Annotated in this window: 21 protein-coding genes and 1 tRNA gene; 9 read left to right on the forward strand and 13 right to left on the reverse strand. The window is 68.8% G+C overall.

What is annotated here, in order from left to right; translation table 11 throughout:
- The first annotated feature begins 80 nt into the window (after positions 1 to 80).
- Complete coding sequence (locus Q7J39_RS12325; RefSeq protein WP_304825196.1) at positions 81 to 1253, forward strand: carboxynorspermidine decarboxylase; 1173 nt, start codon at positions 81 to 83, stop codon at positions 1251 to 1253.
- 3 nt (positions 1254 to 1256) lie between these two features.
- Here the strand turns inward: Q7J39_RS12325 and Q7J39_RS12330 are convergent, their stop codons facing one another.
- The 5 genes from Q7J39_RS12330 to Q7J39_RS12350 are packed head-to-tail and all read right to left on the reverse strand — an operon-like array spanning position 1257 to position 4831.
- Positions 1257 to 1556, reverse strand: coding sequence for a DUF1905 domain-containing protein (locus Q7J39_RS12330; RefSeq protein ID WP_304825198.1), 300 nt, complete (start codon positions 1554 to 1556; stop codon positions 1257 to 1259).
- Entirely contained in the window at positions 1553 to 2338 is a 786-nt protein-coding gene (locus Q7J39_RS12335) for a tryptophan 2,3-dioxygenase (protein WP_304825201.1), read from the reverse strand. Before Q7J39_RS12335 ends, Q7J39_RS12330 begins: the two co-directional genes overlap by 4 nt.
- Complete coding sequence (gene kynU / locus Q7J39_RS12340; protein WP_304825204.1) at positions 2335 to 3558, reverse strand: kynureninase; 1224 nt, start codon at positions 3556 to 3558, stop codon at positions 2335 to 2337. The genes Q7J39_RS12335 and kynU overlap by 4 nt, the downstream gene beginning before the upstream one ends.
- Entirely contained in the window at positions 3555 to 3908 is a 354-nt protein-coding gene (locus tag Q7J39_RS12345; protein WP_304825207.1) for a DUF6285 domain-containing protein, read from the reverse strand. The genes kynU and Q7J39_RS12345 overlap by 4 nt, the downstream gene beginning before the upstream one ends.
- Positions 3905 to 4831 carry a phosphotransferase family protein gene (locus Q7J39_RS12350; RefSeq protein ID WP_370690056.1) on the reverse strand — a complete coding sequence of 309 codons (927 nt, stop codon included), beginning with the start codon at positions 4829 to 4831 and terminating at the stop codon, positions 3905 to 3907. Before Q7J39_RS12350 ends, Q7J39_RS12345 begins: the two co-directional genes overlap by 4 nt.
- Before the next feature lie 177 nt (positions 4832 to 5008).
- Here Q7J39_RS12350 and Q7J39_RS12355 point away from each other — a divergent pair, with 177 nt between their 5' ends.
- Complete coding sequence (locus tag Q7J39_RS12355; protein ID WP_304825212.1) at positions 5009 to 6307, forward strand: acyl-CoA dehydrogenase family protein; 1299 nt, start codon at positions 5009 to 5011, stop codon at positions 6305 to 6307.
- Here the strand turns inward: Q7J39_RS12355 and Q7J39_RS12360 are convergent.
- Genes Q7J39_RS12360 through Q7J39_RS12370 form a run of 3 tightly spaced genes read right to left on the reverse strand, consistent with a single transcriptional unit; the run spans position 6304 to position 9309 of the window.
- Entirely contained in the window at positions 6304 to 7176 is an 873-nt protein-coding gene (locus Q7J39_RS12360; protein ID WP_304825216.1) for a hypothetical protein, read from the reverse strand. The two genes, Q7J39_RS12355 and Q7J39_RS12360, sit on opposite strands and share 4 nt — an antisense overlap.
- Complete coding sequence (locus Q7J39_RS12365) at positions 7176 to 7901, reverse strand: hypothetical protein (RefSeq protein ID WP_304825218.1); 726 nt, start codon at positions 7899 to 7901, stop codon at positions 7176 to 7178. Before Q7J39_RS12365 ends, Q7J39_RS12360 begins: the two co-directional genes overlap by 1 nt.
- Before the next feature lie 10 nt (positions 7902 to 7911).
- Positions 7912 to 9309, reverse strand: coding sequence for a Mur ligase family protein (locus Q7J39_RS12370; RefSeq protein ID WP_304825221.1), 1398 nt, complete (start codon positions 9307 to 9309; stop codon positions 7912 to 7914).
- A 259-nt stretch (positions 9310 to 9568) separates the two neighbouring features.
- Between Q7J39_RS12370 and Q7J39_RS12375 the strand changes: the two genes are divergently transcribed.
- The 3 genes from Q7J39_RS12375 (at position 9569) to Q7J39_RS12385 (ending at position 11596) form a co-directional block, all read left to right on the forward strand.
- Positions 9569 to 10609 carry a hypothetical protein gene (locus tag Q7J39_RS12375; RefSeq protein ID WP_304825223.1) on the forward strand — a complete coding sequence of 347 codons (1041 nt, stop codon included), beginning with the start codon at positions 9569 to 9571 and terminating at the stop codon, positions 10607 to 10609.
- A 64-nt stretch (positions 10610 to 10673) separates the two neighbouring features.
- A tRNA-Asn gene (locus Q7J39_RS12380) sits at positions 10674 to 10749 on the forward strand.
- 106 nt (positions 10750 to 10855) lie between these two features.
- Entirely contained in the window at positions 10856 to 11596 is a 741-nt protein-coding gene (locus Q7J39_RS12385; protein WP_304825226.1) for a hypothetical protein, read from the forward strand.
- Here the strand turns inward: Q7J39_RS12385 and Q7J39_RS12390 are convergent.
- The gene (locus tag Q7J39_RS12390) at positions 11593 to 12579 is read right to left on the reverse strand and encodes a GlxA family transcriptional regulator (protein WP_304825229.1); all 987 of its coding nucleotides are present in this window, start codon (positions 12577 to 12579) and stop codon (positions 11593 to 11595) included. The two genes, Q7J39_RS12385 and Q7J39_RS12390, sit on opposite strands and share 4 nt — an antisense overlap.
- A gap of 88 nt (positions 12580 to 12667) precedes the next feature.
- On the opposite strand from Q7J39_RS12390, the gene Q7J39_RS12395 reads away from it, so the two are divergent.
- The 3 genes from Q7J39_RS12395 to Q7J39_RS12405 are packed head-to-tail and all read left to right on the forward strand — an operon-like array spanning position 12668 to position 14907.
- Positions 12668 to 12802: a hypothetical protein gene (locus Q7J39_RS12395; protein ID WP_304825231.1), complete on the forward strand. Its 135-nt coding sequence runs from the start codon at positions 12668 to 12670 to the stop codon at positions 12800 to 12802.
- Positions 12803 to 12806: 4 nt separating this feature from the next.
- Entirely contained in the window at positions 12807 to 13916 is a 1110-nt protein-coding gene (locus Q7J39_RS12400; RefSeq protein WP_304825235.1) for a DJ-1/PfpI family protein, read from the forward strand.
- Between the two features lie 46 nt (positions 13917 to 13962).
- Entirely contained in the window at positions 13963 to 14907 is a 945-nt protein-coding gene (locus Q7J39_RS12405) for a hypothetical protein (protein WP_304825238.1), read from the forward strand.
- On the opposite strand, the gene Q7J39_RS12410 is transcribed toward Q7J39_RS12405, so the two are convergent.
- From Q7J39_RS12410 to Q7J39_RS12425, 4 genes are all read right to left on the reverse strand, one after another.
- Entirely contained in the window at positions 14904 to 15062 is a 159-nt protein-coding gene (locus Q7J39_RS12410; RefSeq protein WP_304825241.1) for a hypothetical protein, read from the reverse strand. The two genes, Q7J39_RS12405 and Q7J39_RS12410, sit on opposite strands and share 4 nt — an antisense overlap.
- Positions 15063 to 15131: 69 nt before the next feature.
- Complete coding sequence (locus tag Q7J39_RS12415; RefSeq protein ID WP_304825244.1) at positions 15132 to 16508, reverse strand: DUF6880 family protein; 1377 nt, start codon at positions 16506 to 16508, stop codon at positions 15132 to 15134.
- Positions 16509 to 16615: 107 nt separating this feature from the next.
- Positions 16616 to 17443, reverse strand: coding sequence for an aldo/keto reductase (locus tag Q7J39_RS12420; protein WP_304825247.1), 828 nt, complete (start codon positions 17441 to 17443; stop codon positions 16616 to 16618).
- Between the two features lie 5 nt (positions 17444 to 17448).
- Positions 17449 to 17889, reverse strand: a complete 441-nt coding sequence (locus Q7J39_RS12425) for a VOC family protein (RefSeq protein ID WP_304825251.1) — start codon at positions 17887 to 17889, stop codon at positions 17449 to 17451.
- Positions 17890 to 18139: 250 nt separating this feature from the next.
- Here Q7J39_RS12425 and Q7J39_RS12430 point away from each other — a divergent pair, with 250 nt between their 5' ends.
- The gene (locus Q7J39_RS12430) at positions 18140 to 19210 is read left to right on the forward strand and encodes an efflux RND transporter periplasmic adaptor subunit (protein ID WP_304825254.1); all 1071 of its coding nucleotides are present in this window, start codon (positions 18140 to 18142) and stop codon (positions 19208 to 19210) included.
- The last annotated feature ends 16 nt before the right edge of the window (positions 19211 to 19226 follow it).

The following is a 19226-nucleotide window of genomic DNA, read 5'->3' on the forward strand; positions in this document are numbered from 1 at the left end:
CCGTTCATGGACATGCTGAACCGGCATGGCCTGCCCTGGCAGGTCAAGGACCTGGCCGCGCCCCTGGCCTTCTGACCTCGATGGAAACCCAGGCCGGCGATCCCGGCGCCTTCGCCCGGTTCGACCTGGCCCGCGTCCCCTCCCCCTGCTTCGTGGTCGACGAGGCGGCGGTGCGGCGCAATCTCAGCGTCCTCAAGGGCGTGGGCGATGGCGCGGGCGCCCGCGTGCTGCTGGCCCTGAAGGCCTTCTCCATGTGGGCCCTGGCCGATGTGGTGGGGGAATACCTGGACGGCGTCTGCGCCTCGGGCCTGTGGGAGGCTCGCCTGGCCCGCGAGCACTATCGCGGCGAGCTCACCACCTATTCGCCGGCCTACAAGGCCGCCGACCTGCCCGAGATCCTGCACCTCTCCGACACGGTGATCTTCAACACGCCCGACCAGATCGCCCGCTTTGCCCCTGAAATCACCAAGGCCCGCGCGCAGGGCGAGGTGTTCGAGATCGGCCTGCGTCTCAACCCGGAGCACAGCGAGGCCCAGGTCGCCAAGTACGACCCCTGCCAGACCGGCTCGCGGCTGGGCTTCCCGGTCTCCCAGCTGCGCCCGGAGCACCTCGACGGCGTCGATGGCCTGCACCTCCATGCCCTGTGCGAGCAGGGCTTCGAGCCCCTTCACCGCATCTGGAAGTCCCTGGAGCCCAAGCTGGAGGCGGTCCTGCCGAAGCTGAAATGGCTCAACCTCGGCGGCGGCCACCACATCACCCGCGCGGATTACGACACCGAGGCCCTGGTGGCCCTGCTACGCCAGATCCACACCCAGTACGGCGTCGAGGTCTATCTGGAGCCCGGCGAGGCCATCGCGCTCGATACCGGCATCCTGGTGGGCGAAATCCTCGACACCTTCGACAACGGCATGCCCGTGGCCATCACCGACATCTCAGCCACCTGTCACATGCCCGACGTCATCGAGGCGCCCTACCGCCCGGCCCTGCTCGGGGAACCTGACACCGGTGTCACCACCCGCCTCGGCGGCCCCTCCTGCCTGGCCGGCGACATCATCGGCGACTACGCCTTCGCCAGCGCCCCCAAGCCCGGCGACCGCATCGCCTTCCTCGACCAGGCGCACTACTCCATGGTCAAGACCAACACCTTCAACGGCGTCCCCCTGCCCGCCATCGCGCTGTGGAACAGCGACACCGACGCCCTGCGCCTGGTGCGCCAGTTCGACTACACCGACTTCCGCGACCGGCTGTCCTGACGGCTAGCGCTCCGCCGGCTGAACCGTCATCTCGACGGCGATCTTGTCCCCCGCAGTCACATTGGCCTTCTTCCGCACCGCATCCTTCAGCGGCAGGTAGTAGGCGCCGCCCTTGGCGAACATCGCGGTGGTGAAGACCACGCCGTTGATCTCGACCTCCACCGGGATCATGCCCCAGCCATAGGTCACCAGCTTCGAAATGCGCCGGATTTCCTCGGCCTCCGGGGCGGGCAGCGGGGCGAAGAAGAAGGGCGAGGGTCCGCGCCAGTGGATCACTTCGGCCTCGAAGCTGAACTGGCTCACAGCCCCGTCCGCACCTGGAACAGTTCCGGGAAGAACGAGCCGTCCAGGGCCTTGGCCAGGTAGCTGGCGCCGGAGGATCCGCCGGTGCCCGGCTTGAAGCCGATGATGCGTTCGACGGTCTTCAGGTGGGCGAAGCGCCATTGCTGGAAGCGGAACTCCAGGTCCACCAGCTTCTCGGCCAGTTCGTAGAGGTCCCAGTACTGTTCTGGGTCGCGGTAGACCACGGCCCAGGCCGCCACGATGGCCGGGTCGGCGACGTGGACCCGGCTCCAGTCGCGTTCATCCTGGACGTCGAAACCACGCCGCTTCAACAGGCGCACGCACTCGTCATAGAGGCTGGGGGCGGCGAGCGCCGCAGCCAGGTCGGCGTGGGCCGCCGTGCCCTCGTGGACGGCCAGCATCGACGCGTCCTTGGCCCCCATCAGGAACTCCAGCATCCGGTACTGGTGCGACTGGAAGCCGGAGCTCTGGCCCAGGTGCGGGCGGATGGCGTGGTATTCGCTGGGCGTCATGGTGGCGAGCACGTCCCAGGACTGGATCAGCTGGCCCTGGATGCGGCTGACCCGGCTGATCATCTTGAAGGCGGGGCCAAGGTCGTCCCGCGCGATCTGCTCACGCGCGGCGGCCAGCTCGTGGATCGACAGCTTCAGCCACAGCTCCGAGGCCTGGTGGATGACGATGAACAGCAGCTCGTCGTGCTCCTCCGACCGCGGCCGCTGGGCGCTGAGGATCTGATCCAGGGCCAGGTAGTCGGCGTAGCTGATGTCAGGCCGGGCGCTCATGTCACCGCCGCCATCTGGTTGAAGCGGTCCTCCCGCCATTCCCCCCGCGCCATCACCTGCACCAGGTGCTCCACGGCGTCCCAGACATCGACATATCGAACATAGAGCGGCGCCAAGCCGAACCGCAGCACGTCGGGCGCGCGGAAGTCGCCCACCACGCCGCGGGCGATCAAAGCCTGCACGATGGGGTAGCCGTTCTCGTGGGTCAGCGAGACCTGGCTGCCTCGCTTTGCGGAGTCGCGGGGACAGGCGACGCCAAAGGCAGGGCAGCGTTCCGCCACCAGGGCGAGGAACAGGTCGCCGAGCGCCCGGGACTTGGCGCGCAGGGCAGACATCTCCACGCCCTCAAAGGCCGCCAGCGCCGCGTCCAGCGCCGTCAGCCCCAGGACCGACGGCGTGCCGCACAGCATCCTCAGCATGCCGGCCCCCGGCGCATAGTCGTCATGGAAAGCGAAGGGTTGGGCGTGGCCCATCCACCCGGTGAGCGGGCTCTGGAACGCCGCCTGATGACGCCGTGCGATGTAGGCGAAGGCCGGGGCGCCAGGTCCGCCGTTCAGGTACTTGTAGCCGCAGCCGACCGCGAGGTCGGCGTTCGCGCCGTTCAGGTCCACCTCCAGGGCGCCGGCGCTGTGGCTAAGGTCCCAGAGCGCCAGCGCGCCCACCTCATGGGCCCAGGTGGTCAGCGCCGTCATGTCGTGCGTGGCCCCCGTCTTGTAATGCACGTGGGTGAGCAGCAGCAGGGCGACGCTGTCGTCCAGGGCGTCGGGCAGGCCGCCGGGCTCGACGAGCCGCAGCTCCACCCCGGGCAGGAGCCGGGCCAGGCCCTGCAGGATGTAGAGGTCGGTGGGGAAGTTGCCGGGCTCGCTGAGGATGACCTTGCGCCCCGGCCGCATCGCCAGGGCGCCCGCCGCCAGCTTGAAGAGGTTCACCGAGGTGGAGTCCGCGGCGATCACCTCGTCGGGGGCGGCTCCGATCAGGCCGGCGATCTTCGCCCCCACGCGGGCCGGCAGGTCGATCCAGCCGGCGCTGTTCCAGGACCGGATCAGACCCCGGCCCCACTCGGCCTCCACCGCCTGCGCCAGCCGGCCCTTCACCGCCTTGGGCAGGGCCCCCAGGGAATTGCCGTCCAGATAGATCAAGCCCTCCTCCAGCTCGAACAGGTCGCGGCGCGACGCCAGCGGGTCGGCCCGGTCGCGGGCGAGAGCCTCGTCGCGGGTCATCGGGCCGACGAATAGTTGGGCTGATCGATGGCCACCTGGTCCTGGGCATTGGCGCGCAGGGCGGCCAGCAGGCCGGGCGTGTCGGCGTCCAGTTCGCCCGACTTCAGCCTGGCGCAGAGTTCGGCGGTGAGGTCTTCATAGCCACCGCCGTGTCCCAGCAGGCCCGACATCCGCTCGATCGCGTCGGCCTCGGCGGCAGGGCCCAGGGTCAGCTCGCGCTGCACGACCCCCAGCACATTGACCGCCACCCGGGCCAGGAAGGCGTCGCGGGGTTTCAGCTCTGGCCGGATGGTGTCGATCCAGCGGGCGACGGCCTCAACCAGTTCCTCGGTGCGCGGATGGGTGATCACAGGCCGGCCTCCAGCAGGTTGGCGAGATCGATCTCGGTCTCCGAGACCCGGCGGCCGATCATCGGCCGCTCCACCGAGCTCTCGGCCCCGGCGGCGTAGCTCGAATACATCATCAGGCACATGACGCCCCACTTCAGCGAGCCGAGCGCCTGCCAGTAACGAACGCGGCTCAGATCGACCGCGACGCCCCCCGCCTCCGCATAGCCCGCCAGCAGGTCGCCGTAGTCGCCGAACCCGCCCACCGGCTTGTCGCTGCGCCCGAAGCGCCAGGAGTTGACGCACAGCCAGCCCAGGTCCTCGGCCGGATCCCCCAGGTGCGACAGCTCCCAGTCCAGCACCGCCGCGACGCCGGTGTCCGGGCTGATCATCAGGTTGCCATTGCGGAAGTCGCCGTGCAGCAGCACGTCGGCCACGGGCGCGGGGGTGTGTTTCTTGAGGTGCTGGAAGGCCAGCTCCAGGATCGGCCGCTGGGCGCCCGACTGGCGATAGACCTGCTCGTAGCGGTCCAGTTCCTCCGCCGCGTCCGACCGCTTCAGCGGGATACCCTCGGGGGAGGCTGAATGGATTTGAGCCAGGATCTGCCCACACTGGCGGGCGAGCCCCGGACGCACCGCCTCGAACCGCGGATCGGCGACGATCTTGCGGCCCAGGGCCTCGCCTGCGATGCGGGCGGTGATGTGCGCTTCCCCAAGGCCATCACCCGGCTCGCACAGCCGGATCAGGGGCGCCACCGGCGCGCCGACCTTGGCGGCGGCCTGGATCAGGGCGGCCTCGGTGGCCAGGGAGGTGGAGCGCGAGGTCTCCTCGTCAAAGGGGCCGGGACGGCGGCGCAGGATCATCTCGTGCGGTCCGCCCGGACCCGTCAGGGTGAAGGCCCAGGTTTCCATGCTGGCCCCGCCCGACAGACGCTGGGCGCCCTCCACGCCGGTTCCCCCAAGGGCAGGCGCAAGTCGCGCAAGCGCTTGTGCGATATCGACTTCCATGACGTGGCGGAACCTCAAGCTGACTTCTGGTTGACGATCTGCGGCCCTGAGCGCTGGCTTGTAAATCGTCAAAATGCACGGCCGCACGCTTCCAAAAACAGGCCGAAGGGAAACGCCATGGACTTCAACCTGCCCCCCGAACTGGTCGCCTACCTGGGTGAGCTGGACAGCTTCATTGAGGCCAAGATCAAGCCTCTGGAGCAGCGCGACGACAACATGCGCTACTTCGACCACCGCCGAGAGTATGAGCGCACCGACTGGGACGCTGGCGGCCTGCCGAAGAAGGAATGGGAAGAGCTGCTGGGCGAGGCCCGCAAGCTGGCCGACGAGGCCGGCCACCTGCGCTACGCTTGGCCGAAGGAGCTGGGGGGCAAGGGCGGCTCCAATCTCGACATGGCGGTGATCCGCGAGCACCTGGCCGCCAGGGGCCTGGGCCTGCACAACGACCTGCAGAACGAACATTCGATCGTCGGCAACAACCCCTTTATCCTGATGTTCAAGGAGTTCGCCACCAACGCCCAGTATGAGCGCGACGGCGAGAAGCTGCTGGCCGGCAAGATGCGCACGGGCTTTGGCCTCACCGAGCCGGAACACGGCTCCGACGCCACCTGGATGGACACCACGGCGGTCCGTCAGGACAAGGACGGCCAGCCCGGCTGGCTGATCCAGGGCGAAAAGATGTGGACGACCGGCATGCACGTGGCGACCCACGTCATGGTCTTCGCCCGCACCAGCGGCAAGGATGGCGACTCCACCGGCATCACCTGCTTCATCGTTCCGGCCGACACCCCCGGCGTGAAGGTCGAGGAGTACCTCTGGACCTTCAACATGCCCACCGACCACCCGCGCGTCAGCTTCACCGACGTCTGGATCCCGGAGGACAGCTACTGGGGTCAGGTCGACCGGGGCCTGGGCCTCGGCCAGAGCTTCGTCCACCAGAACCGCATCCGCCAGGCGGCCTCATCCCTCGGCGCGGCGGTCTACTGTATCGAGGAAAGCGTGAAGTACGCCCGGGCCCGCAAGCCCTTTGGCAAGCCGCTGGCCGAGAACCAGGCCATCCAGTGGCCGCTGGTGGAGCTGTCGACCCAGTGCGAGATGCTGCGCTGGCTGATCCGCAAGACCGCCTGGGACATGGACCACATGGAGCACAAGGAGATCGAGCGGCAGATCTCCGACAAGGTCTCGATGTGTAACTACTGGGCCAACCGCCTGGTCTGCGAGGCCGCCGACCGCGCCATGCAGGTACACGGCGGCATCGGCTATTCGCGGCACAAGCCCTTCGAGCACATCTACCGCCACCACCGCCGCTACCGGATCACCGAGGGCGCCGAGGAGATCCAGATCCGCAAGGTCGCGGCCTTCCTGTTCGGCTTCATGGGCCCCAAGAAGAAGGCCTATGCAGAGGCCGGCCTCTAGGCGTCAGGCCGGCTCCACCACGGCGCGCCCGTCTCCTCTGTGAGGCGGGCGAGGTGCTGCATGATGTTCATGCTGCCGGCGAAGTGCAGGAAGTAGGCCTTGGTGAGCTCGTTCTTCAGGTGGCCAATCAGGCGGTCGACCTGCGGATGCTCCACCGTGTCGATGTCGGCGAAGTCCAGGATGCGGCGCTCGTGGATCACCCAGTTGAAGCGCGGGGTGATGGGGACCAGCAGACCGGCCTGGTGGATCTCGCGCGACAGCAGCGGCTGCTCGTAGAGGCGTGAGGCCGATTCCGAGGCATAGATCGCCTGCAGCAGCGCGTTGTGATGCCGCGGGCTCATCACCAAGACCCCGGTGTTGAGCATCGGGGCCCCCTCCCCGTCGATCTCGGACTCCGAGAAGCCGTTCTCCTCGGTAAACCGCCAGGCCAGCGGTGCGAGCTGCGGGTCCACCACCAGGTTGTGCAGGCGTTCGAAATAGATGTGCTTCTCAGCGTCGGAGAACTGAGCGCCGGAAAGCGAGGCGCCGATCTTCTCGGGGTCAGGGACCTCGCGCAGGATGTCGGGCGCATGGCCGGAGATGACGATGTCGGCGTCGACCCAGACGATGCGCTCATAGGCGGCCGACCAGGGCTGATCCAGCACCAGCAGCTTCTGCCAGGCCGGCGACCGCCCCTGGCCGCGCTCGGACATGTCGGGCCGATGGGCGATGACGACCAGGTCAAAGCCGTACCGGTCGGCATAGGCCTGCCAGTTGGCCTGGCACATGACCCGCCACGTCTCGACATAGGTCTGCCCCACCAGGACGGTGACGATGGCCTGCCGGTGGGCGGGCGTCACCTGGTCGGCGGGGCTTTCCAGGAAGAACATCAGCTTCCCGCGATCTCGCGGGCCAGGGCGGCGGGGACCTTGGTCTGGTCGGGGGCCGGCAGGTCCGTCCCCTCGGGGCCGGGGATGGTCCTGGCGTCGCTCCAGGTCGCGCCGCCGTCGGTGGTGTCATAGCGGAACCAGAGCGGGGCCTTGGCCTCCCGCTCCGCCTTGGCGACCAGCGAGCCCTTGCCGGCCTTGTCGAGGGAGAGGCTGACGAATTCCGGATGCTCGGCCGGGGCGTCGAGCGCCTCCGGAGAGGCCAGTCCACCGCAGACCAGTGCGCCGCCGCCGGTGGGCAGCAGGGCGATCCCCAAGGGGCCGCCGCCTTCCCGGGTGACCTTGGTGATCAGATAGAGGCCGGCCGGGCCGTACCGCACCGCCTGCACGCTGGAAATCGGATCGATCATGTAGCCCGCCCAGCCCGCCCCCGACTTGCGGAACACCGTGGCGCCCGTCGCGCCGCCGATGACCACCGGACCGGGGAAGCCGGCGGGCGAGACCACCGAGGCTCCGCTGTCCTCCAACAGCAACCGGCGGGTGACGCGGTCGAAGGGCGCGGGCGCCGTACAGTCCCATGCCCCCTCATGGGCCATCAGCGCCTCGCGGGCGGCGTTCTGTTCGGCGTCGGTCAAGGGAGTCATCGCCGGCGCGGTTGGAAGGCTTGGGGACGGCTGGCAGCCGGCCAGGCTGAGACCCGCGACCACGGCGATCATCGAGAGGCGCATGGGCAGGTCCTTATCCGTAGAGGCGGTCCATCACCGCCGGCAGGCTGTCGGGCAATCCCAGGAGCGGGCCCGACGAGAGCAGCAGCACGATCTCGTCGCCCGTCAGGTGCGAGAGCTGCTCGGTGACGGCCTGGGCGCTGGTGGGCCCCTCAACGCTGACCCCCGCGCCGTAGACGCGTTCCAGGATCTCGGCGTGGGTCGATTGGTGGTGCGTCGTGGCGCCATGCCCCGGCGGCGGGATGATCAGCACGCGCGAGGCGCCCTGGAACACCGTGTCGTACCAGGCCAGCGCGTCCTTGCTGCGCCAGGAGAAGGTGTGCGGCTCGAAGACCACGATCAGCGGCCGATCGGGATAGTGTAGCTGCAGGGCGTCGATGGCCGAGCGGGCCTTCTCATAGGACGAGCCGAAGCCCTCGATCAGCGGCACCTTGGAGGTCTTGGTCAGCCGGTCGAGCCGGCGGCGGATGCCGTCGAAGGTGGCGACCCCCTTGGCCAGATCGGCCTCGCTCACCAGGTGGCGCTCCCGCAGGAAGGCCGACACGCCAACGATGTTCTCGATGTTGTGAGCGCCCAGCAGGGTGGTGGTGAGCGGCAGGCGCTCGCCGTCCGGCGCCACGAGCTTGAAGGTGGTGGTGTCACCATAGGCCACGTCCTCGCTGAACCAGCCGTCGCAGGGGACCGTATCGTACCAGACCGTGTGAGCCTGGGTTTCGGCGGCGATCTTGTGGATGGCCGAGTGGTCGCGGGCCACCATCAGACCGCCCTTGGGCAGGTCGTGCATCAGCCGGATGAACGGCGCCTCATAGTCGTGGAAGGTCGGGAAGACGTTGACGTGGTCGTGGACCAGCGAGGTCAGCAGCAGGTGGCGCGGGTGGTAAAGGTCGAACTTCGATCGGCTGTCGCCATTGCCGACGATGTACTCGTCGCCCTCCAGCACGATCTCGTGGCGGGTTCCCCAGTGGCCGGTGGCCGGCAGGGAGGGCGAGATGGCCCCGATCATCCAGCCGCTGTCATGGCCCGCCTGGCGCAGGATGTGCGCCATCAGGGCGCTGCAGGTGGACTTTCCGAAGGAGCCGGCCACCACGATGTTCTCGCGATGCTCCGTGGTCTCTCCCACCAGTTCGGCGAAGGTGGTGATGCGGACGCCGCGGGCCCGCGCGGCGGCCACCTCCACGTTGTCGTCGCCCCCCAGCTTGGCGCTGGTCCCCAGCACCAGGATGTCCAGGTCCTTCGGCAGGTTGGCCGCGTCGAAGCGGTAGGTCACCGGGAAGCCCAGTCCCGCCACATAGGTCGACATTGGCGGGAAGACGTCCTCGTCGGAGCCGGAGACCTGGTGGCCGGCGTCACGCATCATCAGCGCCACCGCGCTCATGCCCGCCCCGGCTATGCCCGTGAAATGAATGCGCATCGCGATTCCGCCTGAGACCGACCCTGAGTTAGCCGACCCCCGGCCAGTCCGTCGAGAGCGTCCCGCGCCGCCGACAGTTAAGACCCGATTAACCATAAGGGCGGACTCTTCAGTGGTCTTCCTTGAAGACACCCCACCATCACCACTTCACAGCCCGGCTTCGGCCGGGCTCTTTTTTTGCCCGCCCGCCAATTTGGTTTGGCCGCCCCGGCGTCAAGGCGCGCAAGCTCCTCCCAAAATCGCGTGTGGAGGATGCGCCATGGCCAAGGCCCCGACCGGCTTCAAGACCCGTCTGGAACCCCAGGACGAGTTCACCCACGATCCGGGTGACGTAAAGAACTACAATGAATCCATGTACTTCAACGTCTTCGACCCGAAGACCAAGACCGGCGGCTGGTTCCGCATCGGCAACCGCGCCAACGAGCACTACGCCGAGATGACCATCTGCCTCTACCTGCCCGACGGGCGGGTCGGCTTCATGTTCGCCCGGCCCGCCATCACCGACAATTCGGAGATGAACGCCGGGGGACTCAAGGTCGAGGTGGTGGAGCCCTTCAAGCACCTACGGGTGACCTATTCGGGCAAGGCGCTGATTCTGGAGCGTCCCCACGAGATGGCGGACCCGAAAAAGGCCTTCCGCGACAATCCGTCCCTCCCCTGCACCATCACCCTCGATTACGAGGGTGTTTCGCCCATGTTCGGCGGCGAGACCGTGCGCGAGGATGGGGTCGCCATCGAGATCGATCCCGAGAAGTCCTTCGCCAAGGCGCACTACGAGCAGCACTGCGCGGCCAAGGGCGTCTTCACCATCGGCGACGAGCGGTTCGAGATCGAGGGCTACGGCCTGCGCGACAAGTCCTGGGGCCCGCGCCACTGGCAGGCCATCGACTGGTACCGCTGGTGCCCGATGAACTTCGGCCGCGACTTCGGGATGATGCTGTCGGTGATCGGTGACGGAAAGGGCGGCGCGCGCCAGGGCGGCATGGTGTTCGCCGACGGCGCCTATGACCTGATTTCCGAGTGCGTGATCGATAGCGACTGGGATGAGCGCGGCTACCAGACCGCCCTGCGCGCCAAGGTGAAGACCCATGGCGGCAAGGCCTACGAGGTCACGGGCAAGGTCATGTCCCTGATCCCGCTGCGCAACCGCCGCACCACGCCCGATGGCCAGGAACTGCAGACCCGGATCACCGAGGGCATGACCGAATACCGCTGTGGCGACCTCGTGGGCTACGGGCTCAGCGAGTACCTGGACCAGATCATCGACGGCCAGCCGAACGGCAAGGCCGCGGGGTATTAAAAGAGCGCTCAGACCGACTTGCACCGACGCGCGGGCCATCGTATACGCCCGCCTCCAACGGTGATCCCGGATAGCTCAGCTGGTAGAGCAGTCGGCTGTTAACCGACTTGTCGCAGGTTCGAGTCCTGCTCCGGGAGCCATTGGAATTTCGGGACCTTCTCAGGTCCCGCCTTAACCCTCATTGTCACGTCTCGGCGGAACCGTCGGCGCGCAGCCGCTTTTCCTGGGCTCAAGCGGAGCTATGACATGAGCGCAAGACCCCTGGTACGCAGCCTCGCGGTGCTCGCGGCCGTGATCGCCGCGATCGCCATCCCGGCAATCCAGATGACCCAGAACATCGGGCTGACCGCCGCCGAGTTCTCAGGCCAGGGCGACCAGACGCTGCGGGTCGCCGGCTACGCCTTCTCGATCTGGGGACTGATCTATTTCGGCCTGGCGGCCTACGCGATCTACCAGCTGACCGTGGCGCGCGAGACGCCCACCCTGCGCGCCGTCGCCTGGCCCTCGGTCGTGGCGATCGCCGGCTGCGGCGCCTGGATCCTGGCCTCGGCTTTCAACCAGCAATGGCTGAGCATCGCGATCATCGTCACCTCCGCTGGCGCCATGGTCGCCGGCCTGAGGCGCGCCCGGGCCGACGCCCCCTCCCCGGCCTTCCGCGACAAGCTGCTGATCGTCTGGCCGCTATCCCTGCTGGCCGGCTGGCTGACCATCGCCTCGGCCGTCAACATCCTGACGGTCCTGACCGCCCAGGGGATCATCGGCCCCGACCTGCCCTGGGCGGCGATCGGCATCGCGGCGGTCCTCTTGGTGGGGGGCGCGGTGGGGTGGGCTCTGCGGGCGCCGCTCTATCTTGCGCCGATTATCTGGGGCCTGGCCGGGGTCTATGTCGCCGAGCAGGCCGACCAGCCGACGGCCGCCTGGCTGGCCGCCGCCGCGGCCCTGCTGCTCGCCTTGGAGGCCGCCGCGATCCTGCGCAAGGGAGGTTAGGCCGCCACCCGCCCGAACCTCTGGCGGTACTCGCCGGGCGTGATCCCCACCCGCTTCTGGAAGGCCCGGTGCAGCCCGTCCAGGCTGCCGAAGCCCGACCGCTCGCCGACGCGCGCCAGGGGCCAGTCCGAGGTCTCCAGCAACGCCTTGGCGCGGTCCACGCGGGCAAGCTCCACGAAGGCGGCGGGCGTGGTCCCGGTCTCCTTCTGGAAGACGCGCGAGAAGGTCCGCTCGGTCATCCCGGTGCGGTGGGCCAGTTGCGGCAGGCTGAGATCACCCGCCGGCTCGGCGGTGATCTCGGCGATCAGGGTCCGCAGTTTCGGCGTCGCCGCCGCCTGGACCCCCAGCCCTGCGCTGAACTGGGTCTGGCCGCCCGGACGGCGCATGAACAGCACCAGGTTGCGGGCCACGGCCAAGGCTACCTCGGCGCCCAGGTCGGCCTCCACGAAGGCCAGGCACAGGTCGATGCCGGCGGTGACCCCGGCCGAGGTGTAGAAGGGAGGATCGGCCACGAAGATGGAGTCCGGCTCCAGCCGCACCTGCGGACGGAAGGCGCGCATCTCCTCGCAGGCCTGCCAGTGGGTGGTGGCGCGGCGGCCGTCCAGCAGCCCGGCCTCGGCCAGGACGAAGGCGCCGGAACAGACGCTGCCGATACGGCGCACGGTCTCGCGGCGCGCCTGCAGCCACTCGACGAGCCCGCTGCCGCGCATAGAGAGCAGCCCCGCCTCGTCGCCGCCGGCCACCAGCACGGTGTCGAGGTCGCGCGGCAGATCGGCGACCCGCCGGAAGCCCTCCAGGCGCAGGCCCGAATTGCAGGTGATCCCACCGCCATCAAGGGACGCCAGGATGATCTCGTAGGCGGTGCGGCCCGCATAGCGGTTGGCCATGGAGAAGACCTCCAGGGGGCCGACGAGGTCGAGGGACTGGGCGCCGTCATAGCCGATGAGGGCGATGGTCCGGGCGGGGGGCTGGGCTGAGGTCATGGCGTAATCTGCGATATTAATGACATTTCCGCCAGCACTTTCGACGCCTAGGGTCTGCTCATCGACAACCCGATGAAGGAACCACCCGATGCAAGACCCCTGCGCCAACCCCAACTGCAGCTGCCAACCCTGCGCCTGCGGCCCCACCTGCGCCTGCGGCGAAAGCTGCGCCTGCAACGCGCCTGCCCAGGCCAGCGCGCCGGCTCTCACCGAAAGCCTCTGAGGCCATGCGCACGCTCGTCCTCGCCGTCGCGGCCACCGCCGCGACCCTCGCCTTCCTGCACCCGGTCACGCCCTTCGCGGCGGCCGGGCCGAGCGTGGCGCTTGCCCCTGACGGTCTGACCCTTCCCGCCCCCAAGGCGGGTCGGGCCAGGCCGCTGGTGGTGGTCCTGGCCGACAACGCCGGGGCCGAGACCACCGATTTCGCGATCCCCTACGGCGTCCTGAAGCGCTCCGGCATCGCCGAGGTCCGCAGCGTCGCGACGGGCCCGGGGCCCATCCAGCTGATGCCGAGCCTGAAGATCCTCGCCGACCAGACGGTCGCCCAGTTCGACAAGGCCGAACCCGCGGGCGCCGACATCATCATCGTGCCCGCCCAGATGAAGCCCAAGAGCCCGGCGCTAGCCGCCTGGCTGCGCGCCCAGGCCGGCAAGGGCGCCACCATTGTCTCCATCTGCGAAGGCGCCCGGGTGCTGGCCAACGCCGGCCTGCTGCACGGCCGCCGCGCCACGACCCACTGGTCGGCGCTGAAGGGCCTGACCAAGGCCTATCCGGACACCACCTGGGTCCGCGACCGCCGCTATGTTCAGGACGGCCGCATCATCTCCACCACCGGGGTCTCGGCCTCTATCCCCGCCTCCCTGGCCCTGGTGGAGGCCATCGGCGGGCGCGCCGCCGCCCAGGCCACCGCCGACCGCCTCGGCGTCGCCGACTGGAGCGCGGCGCACCGCACCGCCGACTTCCAGGTCAGCGCCGCCGACTATCGCCATGGCCTCGCAAACCTGGCCGTCTTCTGGGCGCACGAGACCGTCGAGGCGCCGATCGCCCACGGAACCGATGAGGTCGCGCTGGCCCTGCGCACCGACACCTGGTCGCGCAGCTATCGCACCAAGGTGGTCACCACGCGGCCGGGCCTCGCCGCCGTGCGCTCGCGCAACGGTCTGGACATCCTGCCGGACGCCGAGCCCAGGGCGGGGCGCTACATCCTGCCATCACACCCGACACCCGCGGCCGAGATCGACGGCAGCCTGGCGGCCATGGGCAAACGCTACGGACCGGCGTCCGCGCGTCTGGCGAAACTGGGGCTGGAATACAACCAGCCTCGCCAACCGCGGTAACCGCCCTTAGAAGGCCGTCAGGGCCTCGGCGGGGAGAGAAGTGGGCGTGATTCGAGTTCTGGCCTGCATGCCGCACTTCTTCCGCCGGACCTCGGCGAAGACGAGTTTCAACAACGGCTCCAACCTCGAAACAGTCGGCGCGCGCGCGGCTCAGTTCAGCTACTCCCTGCGTCAGCTGGTGGCGATCCTCGAAGAGACCCAGTTCCATATGGGCTCACCGGATCGGATCGCCGCCGAAGAGGTCCGGCTGCTGCCCAAGGCCGCGAGCGGCGACGTCGTCGTCGTTTCACAGGAAGGGGAAAACCTCCTGGCCGAGGTCTCCAACGGGAACTTCGTGGAACATGTGCTGTGGGATGGTCCGCCGCGGGAACTCGGCTACCACTGCCGCAGGGTGTTCGCCGAACGTGCGGGCGAGTACGACCTCTACTGCTTCATCGAGGACGACACCGCGATCCTGGATCCGGCCTTCTTCCAGAAGGTCGCCGCCTTCCACGCGGCGTTCGGCGACGACAAGATCCTGCTGCCCAACCGTTTCGAGATCATGGGGGTCATGGACGGCGCCTGGCGCGCCTATCTGGACGCCCCGGTCTTCTCCCGCCACAGGACGCCGAACCGTCCTGGCCCCGACGAGCTTAGCCTCCCGAACTTCGACGGTGCGGTGCGCTTCACCAAAAGCACCGACTCCATGTCCGGATGCTACGTCATCACCGATGCGCAGCTGCGGTCGTGGATGACCATGCCAGACTTCCAGGCGCCGCTGCCCTACTGGATCGACAGGGGCGACGACCCGATGGAGATCACCCAGATTCCAATGGCCGGCAGGCTGCCGATCTATCGGCCGGCCCCGGAGAACATTGGGTTCCTGGAAGTGCATCACGTGCCCAACGGGATGTCGAAGAGCCCTGGTCCCTACCCAAAGGTTCTCAATGTCCTGGGTCCGCTGGTCGAGGAACGGCGCCGCCGCCGATCTGCGCGGCGCGAAGCAACCTAGAAGGTCGCCATGGCGATCTTGGTGAGCCAGACGACCAGCAGGGTCAGCAGCGTCCCGGTGAGGAGTCCGCGCGCGAAGGAACCGTGCCGCTCCCACCAGACTCGCCGCGCCCGAAACCGCTGAGCGCGATCAATCCGTCGTTTCTGCATCGCCATGCGCGCGCTTCTGCGCCTCGAACCCGCCCGCCGCAAGACCCGATCCGGGCGTTTGCGGGCCGCCAGGCGTCAGGCCTGTGGACTACGCCCCACCCGACTTACAAAGTCGGAATGGGATTCAAAGTCGCCGAACTCGGCGATCTGAGGCGCCAGGGTCGCCAGATCGGCGATCCAGCGCTCGGCGTCGGCGAAGCGGTCGCGGCGGTTGAAGCGTAGGGTCCGGGCGACCATCGCGCGGTAAAGCAGGGACGCCGCCAGGGGGTGGCGGCCCTCCAGGGCCAGGGCCGCGGCCTCCAGCCCGTCATAGTCGTCACCGTCGATCTCGTCGCTGCGGGCCAGCACCAGGGCGGCGGCCTGGCTCACCGCCGGCCAGGCCAGGAAGAAACGCAGGGCGGCGGGGAAGCTCTTGAACGCCGCCACGAAGGCCATGGCCTTGTCCTCCGCCACCACGTCGTCGAAGTCGGCCAGGCGCTTGAGATAGGCGCGCAGGCGGTCGGCGGAGAGCCGCTGCTCGAAGGCCGTCCAGCGCACGGCCTGGGCGATATCGGCCTGGCCGTCGGCCTCCAGGGCGTCGAGATAGGCGTCCTCCCAGGCCTTCAGACTTGGCGCGGAGGCCACCACGCGGGCCTGCGAGCGGGCCAGGTCGGCGAAGGCCGGCGGCGCCGAGCGCTTCAGGGCCGCCAGGGCCTCGGGCGCGCGGCCGGCGGCGGTCAGCCGGCTGGCGATCTGGGCGCCGGTCCAGGGCTGCAGGGCCTCGCTGGCGGTGATGGTGGCGATGAAGCCGTCGACGTCGCCTTGCGCGTCGGCCAGGGCCTGGACGGCGGCGCGCAGGGCGGGCTTGGGCCGCCCGCGCCGGGCGATGGCCGCCTCCAGCAATTGCCGCAGCCGGGCGATCCCCTCGGCGTCCAGGGCCGGCAGGAGGATCTCCACCAGCCGTACGAAGATCTCGTCCTCGTCAGTCTCCAACGCCTGGAAGGCGCGTTCGGCGAGCGCCGTGGTCGAGCCCTTGGCGGCCACCGCGACGGGCCCCAGGTCCTCGACCGCCCCCAGGAACACCGCCTCCACCTCGCCCTTCTCGTCCTTGGTCAGGCGCAGCACGCCCTCGGCCATGTCGAGGAAACGCCAGAGGAACTCGAGCGCCAGGGCCGGCTTCTGCGCGGCCATCTTGCCGCTGATCATCGCCCGCTGCAGCGACAGGTCGCGGACAAACTCCTTGTACTTGCGCCAGTGGACGCGCGAGCGCCGGGTCTCGATGGCCGCCAGCCGCTTGGCGATCTCGGTGGCCAGGTCCTCGGGGCCCACCTCGCCGGCCAGTTCCATGCGCAGGCGGCGCTTGATGGCGGGCTGAGCCTCGGCCACCTCCAAAAGGATCTCAGCCAGCCGCTCAGCGCCCAGGTCGGCCAGGTTGGCGGCCGTGACGGTCTTGCGCGATCCAGGACGCTTCAAACCCAACTCCGTGCGCGGTGTGCCCGCATCCATCCTGTAACGCCCACCGAGGACCGATGAACAGGCGCCGCATCCCCGACGGCCAGAATGCCGGCCTCCGGCTAGGCCTAGCCGAACTTGGCGGGGTCGGGGCCGATCCGGCCGTCAGCAGCGTCCAGGGCCGTGATGGCCGCGAGGTCCGCGTCATCCAGGCCGAAGCCGAAGACGTCGAGGTTGGAAACGATCCGGGCCGGCGTCACCGATTTCGGGATCACGGTGAGACCCAGGTCAATGTGCCAGCGGATGATCACCTGGGCCGGGGTCTTGCCGTGCTTGGCGGCGATACCGGCGATCACCGGGTCCTCCAGCAGCTTGCCCTGGCCCAGGGGGCTCCAGGAGGTGGTGACGATCCCGTTGGCGGCATGGAAGGCGCGCAGCGCCTCTTGCTGGAAGCGCGGATGCAGCTCGATCTGGTTGGCGGCCGGCGTCACGCCGGTCTCACCGATGATGCGTTCCAGGTGGGGGATGGCGAAGTTGGAGACGCCGATGGACCTGGCCCGGCCCTCCTCACGCAGCCGCACCAGGGCCTTCCAGCTGTCCAGATAGAGGTCCTGGGCCGGGGCCGGCCAGTGGATCAGGTAGAGGTCGACATAGTCCATGCCGAGCCGTTGAAGGCTCTTGTCGAAGGCGGCCAGGGCCGCGTCATGGCCCTGGTTCTCGTTCCACAGCTTGGTGGTGATGAACAGCTTGTCGCGGGCAGCGCCCGAGCGCTTCACGCCCTCCCCCACCCCGGGCTCGTTGCGATAGGCCGAGGCGGTGTCGATCGCCAGGTAGCCGGCCGCGAGCGCCGTGGCCACGGTGTCGGCGGTGGTGTCGGCCGGGCTCTGCCAGACGCCGAGGCCCACCTGGGGCATGGGGCGGCCGTCATTGAGCTGCAGGAAGGTCTGGGAGGTCACGCCGATCACCACGCGCCGACGTTGGGCATCGAGACCCAGGGCTCGGCCGGCGCCTTGGCGGGCCCGGCCTGCAGCAGCTCCACCGAGATGCCGTCCGGTGACCGGACGAAGGCCATGTGACCGTCGCGCGGCGGCCGGTTGATGGTCACCCCGCCAGCGTGCAGCCGGGCGCAGGTCTCGTAGATGTCGTCCACCGCATAGGCCAGGTGGCCGAAGTTGCGACCGCCCTGATAGTCCTCCGGATCCCAGTTGTAGGTGAGCTCCACGGTGGGGGCGCGGTTGGCCTCGGCGGCGGCCTCGTCCCCGGGCGCGCAGAGGAAGACCAGGGTGAACCGGCCGCCCTTGTTCTCCACACGGCTGACCTCCTTCAGACCCAGCTTGTCGCAATAGAAGGCCAGCGAGGCGTCGAGGTCGGCCACGCGGACCATGGTGTGGAGGTACTTCATCGGACGGGTCTCTCTAAATTCAATCCAGGGTAGGCGCTGAAGCCAGGCCTTGGCGGCGGGCAAGGTCGTGCCGCGATCCTGCGACTTGGCGGGTACAATATGCGGCGATACTACATCCTGTCCGCGATTTCATTTGCGCTGGCAGAACGGTGGCATCAAAAGCCGCTGCAACCTATCTGCATAGGTATGGGGTGAGCGACCGATTCATTGGCGGTCGCAAAACGACTGCTGCGCTCGGGGAAACGGCTGTATGCGCGTAAAATCTTCTTATCTGGTCGCGGCCGGCATTGGGCTCGCCGTCGCGCTGTATTTTGTCGTCGGCACGATCTTTGGCGGCGGTGACAAGAAGAGCGGCGCGGAGGCCAAGGCCACCGCCGCCCAGGCGCTGCCTGCCGTTCAGGTTGTCCTGACCTCGGAAAGCCAGCACGGATACGAAGTGGCCATCCGCGGTCGCACGGAATCGGCCCGCAGCGTGGTGGTGAAGTCGGAGTCCGCCGGGACCGTGGCCTCCACCCCGGCCACCGAGGGCAGCTTCGTCGCCAAGGGCGCCGTGCTCTGCCGCCTGAACGTCGACGCCCGCCAGGCCAGCCTCGACCAGGCCCGCGCCAACCTGCGCTCGCGCCAACTCAGCCAGCAGGCGTCCAGCGAACTGGCCAAGAAGGGTTTCCGCTCCCAGACCCAGGTCCTGCAGGACCAGGCCAATCTCGACAACGCCGCCGCCCTGGTCCGCCAGGCCGAGATCGGCGTCGAGCAGATGAACATCCGCGCGCCCTTCTCCGGCGTCTTCGACAAGCGCGAGGCTGAGGTCGGGACCTATCTGTCGCCCGGCCAGTCCTGCGGCACCATGATCGAACTGAACCCGCTGCTGATCGTCGGCGATCTGCCCGAGAGCGAGGCCGGCAAGCTGCGGGTCGGCGCCCCGGCCACCGCCGTGCTGCTGTCGGGCCAAAGCCTCAGCGGCCGCGTCCGCTATGTGTCCCGGGACGCCGATCCCCAGACCCGCACCTATCGCGTGGAGGTCGCCGTCGCGAACCCCAGCATGAGCGTCCGTTCGGGCCTGTCGGCGACGGTGAAGATTTCAGCGGGCTCGGGTCCGGCCCACCAGGTGCCGGTCTCCTCCCTCGTGCTGGACGCCGCCGGCCGCCAGGGCGTGCGCTACGTCCTGCCCACCAACCAGGTGGCGTTCGCCCCCATCACGGTGATCGAGGAGAACGCCGGCGGCGTCTGGGTGGCCGGCCTCGCGGGCCCCGTGCGCATCATCACCGTCGGCCAGTCCTATGTGGCCGAAGGTCAGAAGGTTCGGGTCGCCACGGCGCGCTAAGCGCCGGCGCCCCTGG

This window comes from Phenylobacterium sp. (assembly GCF_030651185.1).
Taxonomy (GTDB): Bacteria; Pseudomonadota; Alphaproteobacteria; order Caulobacterales; family Caulobacteraceae; genus Phenylobacterium.